The organism is Rhizobium sp. 10N414 (assembly GCF_056394785.1).
Genome location: NZ_JBFTIN010000052.1, coordinates 24393 through 31032, shown reverse-complemented (window position 1 = coordinate 31032; position 6640 = coordinate 24393). Strand labels below are relative to the sequence as shown.

At 56.0% G+C, this 6640-nt stretch carries 8 protein-coding genes; 5 read left to right on the top strand and 3 right to left on the bottom strand.

The window, feature by feature from the left end:
* The 5 genes from AC1DE4_RS28480 to AC1DE4_RS28460 form a co-directional block, all read left to right on the top strand.
* The coding region (locus AC1DE4_RS28480; RefSeq protein WP_477884188.1) for a porin at window positions 1–970 on the top strand (970 nt) is incomplete at its 5' end.
* Window positions 971–1723: 753 nt separating this feature from the next.
* Complete coding sequence (locus tag AC1DE4_RS28475) at window positions 1724–1987, top strand: DUF982 domain-containing protein (protein ID WP_018860444.1); 264 nt, start codon at window positions 1724–1726, stop codon at window positions 1985–1987.
* Window positions 1988–2097: 110 nt separating this feature from the next.
* Window positions 2098–2409, top strand: a complete 312-nt coding sequence (locus tag AC1DE4_RS28470) for an ArsR/SmtB family transcription factor (protein WP_113162130.1) — start codon at window positions 2098–2100, stop codon at window positions 2407–2409.
* A 141-nt stretch (window positions 2410–2550) separates the two neighbouring features.
* Window positions 2551–2907, top strand: a complete 357-nt coding sequence (locus AC1DE4_RS28465; RefSeq protein WP_210258435.1) for a PAS domain-containing protein — start codon at window positions 2551–2553, stop codon at window positions 2905–2907.
* 500 nt (window positions 2908–3407) lie between these two features.
* Entirely contained in the window at window positions 3408–3551 is a 144-nt protein-coding gene (locus tag AC1DE4_RS28460) for a DUF1127 domain-containing protein (RefSeq protein WP_082728620.1), read from the top strand.
* A 184-nt stretch (window positions 3552–3735) separates the two neighbouring features.
* On the opposite strand, the gene AC1DE4_RS28455 is transcribed toward AC1DE4_RS28460, so the two are convergent.
* From AC1DE4_RS28455 to AC1DE4_RS28445, 3 genes are all read right to left on the bottom strand, one after another.
* A complete protein-coding gene (locus tag AC1DE4_RS28455) occupies window positions 3736–4857 on the bottom strand; it encodes a LysR substrate-binding domain-containing protein (RefSeq protein WP_477884186.1) in 1122 nt (373 codons plus the stop codon).
* A gap of 385 nt (window positions 4858–5242) precedes the next feature.
* Complete coding sequence (locus tag AC1DE4_RS28450; RefSeq protein WP_477884184.1) at window positions 5243–5488, bottom strand: hypothetical protein; 246 nt, start codon at window positions 5486–5488, stop codon at window positions 5243–5245.
* Window positions 5489–5866: 378 nt separating this feature from the next.
* A complete protein-coding gene (locus AC1DE4_RS28445) occupies window positions 5867–6622 on the bottom strand; it encodes a hypothetical protein (protein ID WP_477884182.1) in 756 nt (251 codons plus the stop codon).
* Window positions 6623–6640 lie beyond the last annotated feature (18 nt).

The window sequence follows — 6640 nt, the reverse complement described above, 5'->3', positions numbered from 1 at the left end:
TGCTGCTGAGCCGGAACCAGTTGAATACGTCCGCGTTTGCGACGCTTACGGCAGCGGCTACTTCTACATCCCGGGCACCGAAACCTGCCTGAAGATCAGCGGTTACATCCGTTTCCAGGTTAACGCCGGCCCGAATGCCAGCGCAACCATCGGCAACGGTACCTATGTTGCGAATGACACCGACTGGGATGCCTACACCCGTGGCCAGGTTCAGTTCACCGCCAAGAGCGACACCGAATACGGCCCGCTCACTGGTGTTATCGTCCTGCAGACGAATGCCGACAACGCTTCCTCGCAGCAATTGAAACTTGACTCCGCTTACATCGACATCGCTGGCTTCCGCGCCGGTCTGTTCTACAGCTGGTGGGACGATGGTCTCTCCGGCGAAACGGACGACATCGGCAGCAAGGTCACGCTGCACAACTCCATCCGTTATCAGTACGAAGCCGAAAACGTCTACGCTGGCATCAGCGTTGACGAGCTGGAAGATAGCCCGTTCTATAACGGCGAGGTCCCCAATAATGTCGGCGTAGCAGTCGGCATCGGCGGCAAGGCTGGAATCTTCAGCTACCAAGTCACGGCTGGTTACGACACCGATAACGAAGCCGGCGCAGTCCGTGCGATGGGTACCGTTGCCATTGGTCCGGGCACCCTTGGCCTCGCAGCTGTCTGGGCGTCCGATCCGGGTGCTTACTATTCCACTTCCGAATGGGCGATTGCTGCGGAATACGCCATCAAGGCGACTGACAAGCTGAAGATCACTCCAGCCGCTCAGTACTACGGCAGCTACGGCGTCGTTAACGCCGCTACCGACGCTGACTTCTCGGATAGCGACGCTTGGAAGGTCGGTGTGACGGTCGACTATCAGATCGCCGACAACCTCTACGCCAAGGCAGCCGTCAACTACCTCGACGGCGATAAAATCGACGACGTCACGACAGGCTACTTCCGCCTCCAGCGGGCATTCTAATTAAGAACGGCGCCGCGTTTCTCCCTCTCTCCGTGGTTAAAGTCACGGGGAAAGGCAGCGCGGCGAGGCACTTGGAAGTCTCTGATCGGGTAGACCTCCGGTCGGATGCTAGGGGTGGCCCGGGTTCCCTGCCCGGCCACCCCTTTCATTTTAAAGGACGAAGCTATTCGCGCGTGGCGAGAGAACGTCTTTCCAACGCGTCGCCGCCAGCACGTTTCATTAGCTTGAGCGCTGCCTCATCATACACGGCGCCGCAGCGTCTGGACGACGCCTGAGCTGGATCGCGAGGTTTGCGCGGATCCGAACGCACTGGCTTATCTTGGGTTAGCAGTGGCCCGGAGCGCGAAGGTGTGGTTATGCATCATCGTCACAAAATGTAAACGAGAGTTGTTTTGCTTGAGAGCCTCGATCGTGAGGCGTATTGTCCGCAGCGCTGCCCACTCTCGGGCACTGCTCATCAATCTAGGCCCCACCCTATTGGGGCCTCTTTTTTCCCACTTGCTCTTCGTAACCCGGCGATATCATCCGGTGAAATACGAAGACGATGTTCATTGGCGGCCGTGACAATGCGGCCCGGGCGTCATCAACTCGCGCGTAGCATTTGCACCGAGATCGTGAATGCTGGCCTCCGTACCCGCTCAAAGCACGGTCTTTCGTTGCTGCCTCTGCTGGTCGAGTCTCCACCAAGGGTCATGAAGCTGGAACACTTCTTGCTAGGTTAATGATGTGTTTACCGTGCGGAGGCGTTTTGTAATGAAGTGGCACAGAAGCGATCATTTCGCTCCCCTGATGCTGGTGATGGGTGGTCGGGAAAAATACAGGCTCGTCGGGTCCCTGAGAGAGGTTGCGGAAGCCCTTATAGGTGACTGGCCATCCGACGACGGAGAGGAGTACATGGAGGCGGTGAAGGTCTGCCTTGACGCAATCCATGGTAAGCTATCGGCGCAGGAAGCACGCGAAGCACTCATTCGGGCTGCGGACGAAGCGGGAATACCAGTAATCCGGGCTGTTCACTGAACACGCCTCAGAGCTGCGCTCGAATATCTCAAAAATGTAATGTAGCGATCTCTAGCCTGGACGCCATCTTACGTATAAGTCAGCCGCAGTTGGTTAAATGGTGAATTGAAATGCATGATGAAATGGTTTTCGTTGAGCACGCGAAGCTGCTCACTCTCCTCGCCAATGAAAAGCGGCTGCTTATTGCTTCCCATCTTCTCGGCGCCGAACTCAGTGTGAACGAACTCGCAGACAAGGTAGGCCTCTCGCAGTCGGCCCTCTCCCAGCATCTCGCAAGATTTCGTGCCGCAAGGGTAGTCACCACGCGGCGCGAGGCGCAGACAATCTACTACTCGACATCAGACGACAGTATTCGCAGGGTCCTGGAGACCGTAGGAGAGATCTTTGCGCGGGACGCCGGTCCGGCTGCCAAGTCAACATAACTTCTGGATGCCATACTCTTCTCTCAAAGGCCAACTTGCGGACACGTCGAGCTACGGACATTCTATGCAAAACGGCAAACGAGAGGACCAACGGTGCCGGACGCAAAGCACTTATTCGTCACGAATATCTCGGGTGAACGAATGCCTGACCCCGGCCTGTTTACGTGGGATATGAACGCCGACCTCGTGTACGCGGACGGTGCCCTCGCCGCGTTGTTCGGTCTCGATCCCGCGGAAACTGAACGGGGATTGCCGGTACAAACCTATCTTGATCGTGTGCACCCCGACGACGTGGCTGTATTGGCTAAACAAATCAGCGACGCCATTGTCGCGCAACACCCAACGGTGCAGCACTATCGGTCACAAAAGGCAGATGGATCCTATGTTTCGGTTTCCGCCTTCGGCCGATGCTTTCGGGATCGCAAAGACAATCCGATCCACTACGCTGGAATTGTGGTGCCGGACGAAACGTCCCCACCCGTTGGCGCGGCTCATTGAGATGCGGCTACTGCGCTGATTGCACCAGGCTTTTCCGCGCGAGGTCACGCAGACCGTAGTCATTCGCTATAGCAGCTGCCAAGTGTGGCCATATGGAATTCGCAGATCATCGCCCGCTCCGTTTCTGGCTGTCGTCGAGTTCCAGGCATCAATGCGAACCGTACGGATCGCATTGAGGTATCATCGATTTTCCGCGTTCACATCACGGTGATGCTCTCAAAATCCGTTCGCCCCTGGTCCGATCCAACAAGTGCCGTCCCAGCATGGGCAAGAACTCGGAGAGGCGGGCAATATCTCTGCACCCTCTCCTCCAAGCAATCTAGTTGCACCCATCATAGCCCTCCTCTTTTCACTGCGCACGACATGCAATCTACGCATAGCTGAGGTCCAGTCTTCGCGCTGCAAAATTGGTCCGACCAATCATATATAAGCGACATCGAAGTAATCGAAGCGCCACGGACTGGCAGCTGACTTCGAAAACCCAGGAAAGGGGATTTATCATGAACATCGCACGCTCTTTTATCAATTGGCGCAAGTATCGTCAGACGGTCTCCGAACTGGGCCGTATGAGCAATCGCTCACTCCATGACCTTGGCATCAATCGCGGTGAAATCGAGCGGATCGCAAGAGCTGGCGCTCGCTAAGTCCGCGAAGACAATGTGCAGTTTGAAGCGCTCGTCCTACCAGACGGGCGCTTTTGTTTTGCCCTGGCAAAGAAAAGAGTTAGAGCGGCTCGCGCATGGCCGCGTCACGTAGCTCTACCTATGCTTGGGGCGAAAATCGCACATGCGAGACGCGAGCATCCGTCCCTTGCGAAACCTCGATTGCCTAGATGGCTCGCTGAACTTCTTCGAGGAGCCAGTCCCGAAAAGCGACTATTTTGCGAGAAGTTTGCCGTGTTTCCGAATAGACGAGCCAGAACTTCCCATGGCGACCGGTCAAATCAAACAATTGCACCAAGCGACCCGACTGAATTTCGGTCTGAAAGAACATGGGCGTAAGAAGGGCTATCCCCTGCCCGGAAATTACGGCCTGGCTAATCGCGAGTTGCGTATCAAATTGGAAGTTCTGAGAGAATGACGGTTTTGGGCTGTCGACGCCCGCTGCATTAAACCAGTCCAGCCACCAATCATCCCTCCAGTCGAGCAATGGGTGTTTCAGGACGTCAGAAGGGACCCTAATTTCACCCGCCGCCTCCAGGAAAGCCGGACTACAAAACGGGGCGAAATCCCGATCCATTAAGGGGTGAGCCTTAAGGCCAGGCCATTTGCCATGCCCCTCCCGGATTCCCACATCGAACGGCTCTCGACTGAAATCGACCACTCGGCTCATCGCTTTCAGTTCAATGTCGAGATCGGGGTTGGCATTTCGGAAGCGGCCCAATCGCGGAACCAGCCAGTTGGATGAGAAAGTGCTCGTTGCGGTGATCGAAAGCACTGTGTCCGCCCCCCGGCGAAGAGACACCCGATAGGCTTTCACCGGCCGCACGATGTTCTTTAGCGCCTGAGGTCCGATGTCCTCGTAGCCAAGAGGTAGCTTCTGTTCCACCTGCTCATAGACAGCGCTAGAAAGGCAGATTCCACCCGGCTCCGCGAGTGCCTCAAGGCGCACTGCGACATTCACACCATCACCGAAGAGATTTCCTCCGTCGACAATCACGTCCCCAAGATTGATCCCGATGCGAAACCTCATCTGCAGACCCTCTGGTAGGTCGAATGAGCGCCCAGAAACATCTTCTTGAAATTCAATCGCCGCACGCATCGCTTCCACCGGACTCGCAAACTCCGCGAGAAAGCTGTCACCGGCTACAGCGAATATTCGACCAGAGTGCTTTGAGACCAAACCAGCAATTGCGGTATTGCACGTATTAAGGGCCGCGTGGGTACGCTCCTCGTCCACCTCCATGAGGCGACTGAACCCGACAACATCGGCAGCAAGAATGACGGCCAATTTGCGTTCCATGGAAAGCAAGATAGCGGACTACGCACTGGAAAACCATTACGGGAAAAATACGAGAAGCGCGAATGTTGAGGAGCCCACCTCGTGTCAGCACCCCTTCCGCTCAGCGGCGCTCGTAAACCCGGCTCAGCCTTTGTTGGTCATCAGTTCAAGGCCGAATACTCGATGGCGGGCTGCCACCAACTCAAGCACCGCAAATCGAGATGCGTTTCTTCCGATCTGTTACGTCGCATATGCAACACCCGGTCCACCGAAAAGTCGGCGAATGTCTTTCGGGAGGCGGCCCAGGATGCGTTTGGGAAAAAGCTACCGTTTCTCCCAAATCGCGGGACAAGCCCGATAAGCGACATCTTTGAGGGTTCCCCTTGAGGCAGGCTCACTTTGATGTCAGCTGAGGAACGGTAAGTAAGCGGGCCTTTGATAGCGCCTGGCGGGCCATCTCGGCAACCTCGCCGTCGCGTTCTTCCGCAGCTTGCTTTTGATCTTTGTGTTCATTGTACGCTTGGTCGGGAGATGGTGTGCTTCTCCCTAGCCCCGTCTTGATGCCCACCTGCTGCGCAGAGGTCTGAGAAGCCATCAAAGACGACGCGATCAACAGAACGACCCTCGCGAAACTCGACATGCGCCCTCTCCGCTGCCAGTTGCCACTCCGTAACAGTATCGACGTGTGATCTTGGCTAAATTAGGATCTTGAGATGCGACTGACGTACTTCCCTGATTGTCCGCGTTTGTAAGTCAGGTCTGGTTCTGTCTGGACCGAGTTGCACCACCGTAAGGGTTAATCTGACAAGGCTTGTGCGGGGCAGACGGATACCGCGTATCCCGCATTGGCTGAAACAGCGTGATTTCGTCCTGATCGGGCTATCCCGCAGACGATGCATCTTGCCGCGACTAGTTTTCCACGGCCGCAGAAAACACACGCAAGTGCCCGAAGATAACGCCCTAAAGTGACTGAAAGCGTCGAAGGCCAGGACGTCCCCGGTTCTGAAGTCGCTCTTGCTCAACCCGCATCATATCGGGAAAGCATTCGCCTTAGCTGATCGTTTTGCAAACGCAACTTTTGAGCCAATTCCTGTCTCAGCTGATTGATTTCGCTGTTTAGCACTATGCTTTCGGAAACGACTGCTGCTTCAGGCGAAGCCTGCACTGTTTCGATCTCGGCAATCGGCAAAGAGCGCCGTTTCACCTTGGGTCGATCAACGCCGGAAGCGCTTTGCGCCGACCTCACCTTACGAATACGCTCGACCCCGGCTTTCTGGCCTATTGCGATTTGCGTGGTGGCTGTGCTGGCATCGCTCGTCAACAATGTGGCCGGTTCGGTCGACTTTCCGCTGCTGTTAGCATTCGCGCTGATAGCATTTCTGGCATTGGCTTCATGTGCATTCGGCACTGCAGTTGAATGTGAGAGTTCCGCTCGCAGGCTCAACCTGTCCTTCGTCACAAGCCTTATTGTCGTTGCCAGCACGGGCTCGGCGTCGTTGGCCAGAGCAAGGCGGGAAGGCGCCACAATCCTCTCTTGCGGCTCGGGTCGTTGGACGCTGCCATCGAAAGGAGCGGCCGACGGCTCAATGGAAGCCTCTTCAATGAGTTGGGGAGAATCCTGGAGTTCAGATTCCTCGGTGTCAGGAAGCGTTATGGCTTCGACGTCTTTAGCGCCCGGATGCGGTATCTTCGAAGTCTCGTCCTCGAGCTCACCACGTCCTTCTGAGTTACCACGGGATACCAACCCAGTAATCAGTTTCCACGCTGATCTCATCGATCCGCCTCCTCCGAC

Coding starts and splice junctions, on each gene's coding strand:
- AC1DE4_RS28475 (WP_018860444.1), top strand. CDS start 1,724: ATGAAGTGGCACAGAAGCGATCATTTCGCTCCCCTGATGCTGGTGATG.
- AC1DE4_RS28470 (WP_113162130.1), top strand. CDS start 2,098: ATGCATGATGAAATGGTTTTCGTTGAGCACGCGAAGCTGCTCACTCTC.
- AC1DE4_RS28465 (WP_210258435.1), top strand. CDS start 2,551: ATGCCTGACCCCGGCCTGTTTACGTGGGATATGAACGCCGACCTCGTG.
- AC1DE4_RS28460 (WP_082728620.1), top strand. CDS start 3,408: ATGAACATCGCACGCTCTTTTATCAATTGGCGCAAGTATCGTCAGACG.
- AC1DE4_RS28450 (WP_477884184.1), bottom strand. CDS start 5,488: ATGTCGAGTTTCGCGAGGGTCGTTCTGTTGATCGCGTCGTCTTTGATG.
- AC1DE4_RS28445 (WP_477884182.1), bottom strand. CDS start 6,622: ATGAGATCAGCGTGGAAACTGATTACTGGGTTGGTATCCCGTGGTAAC.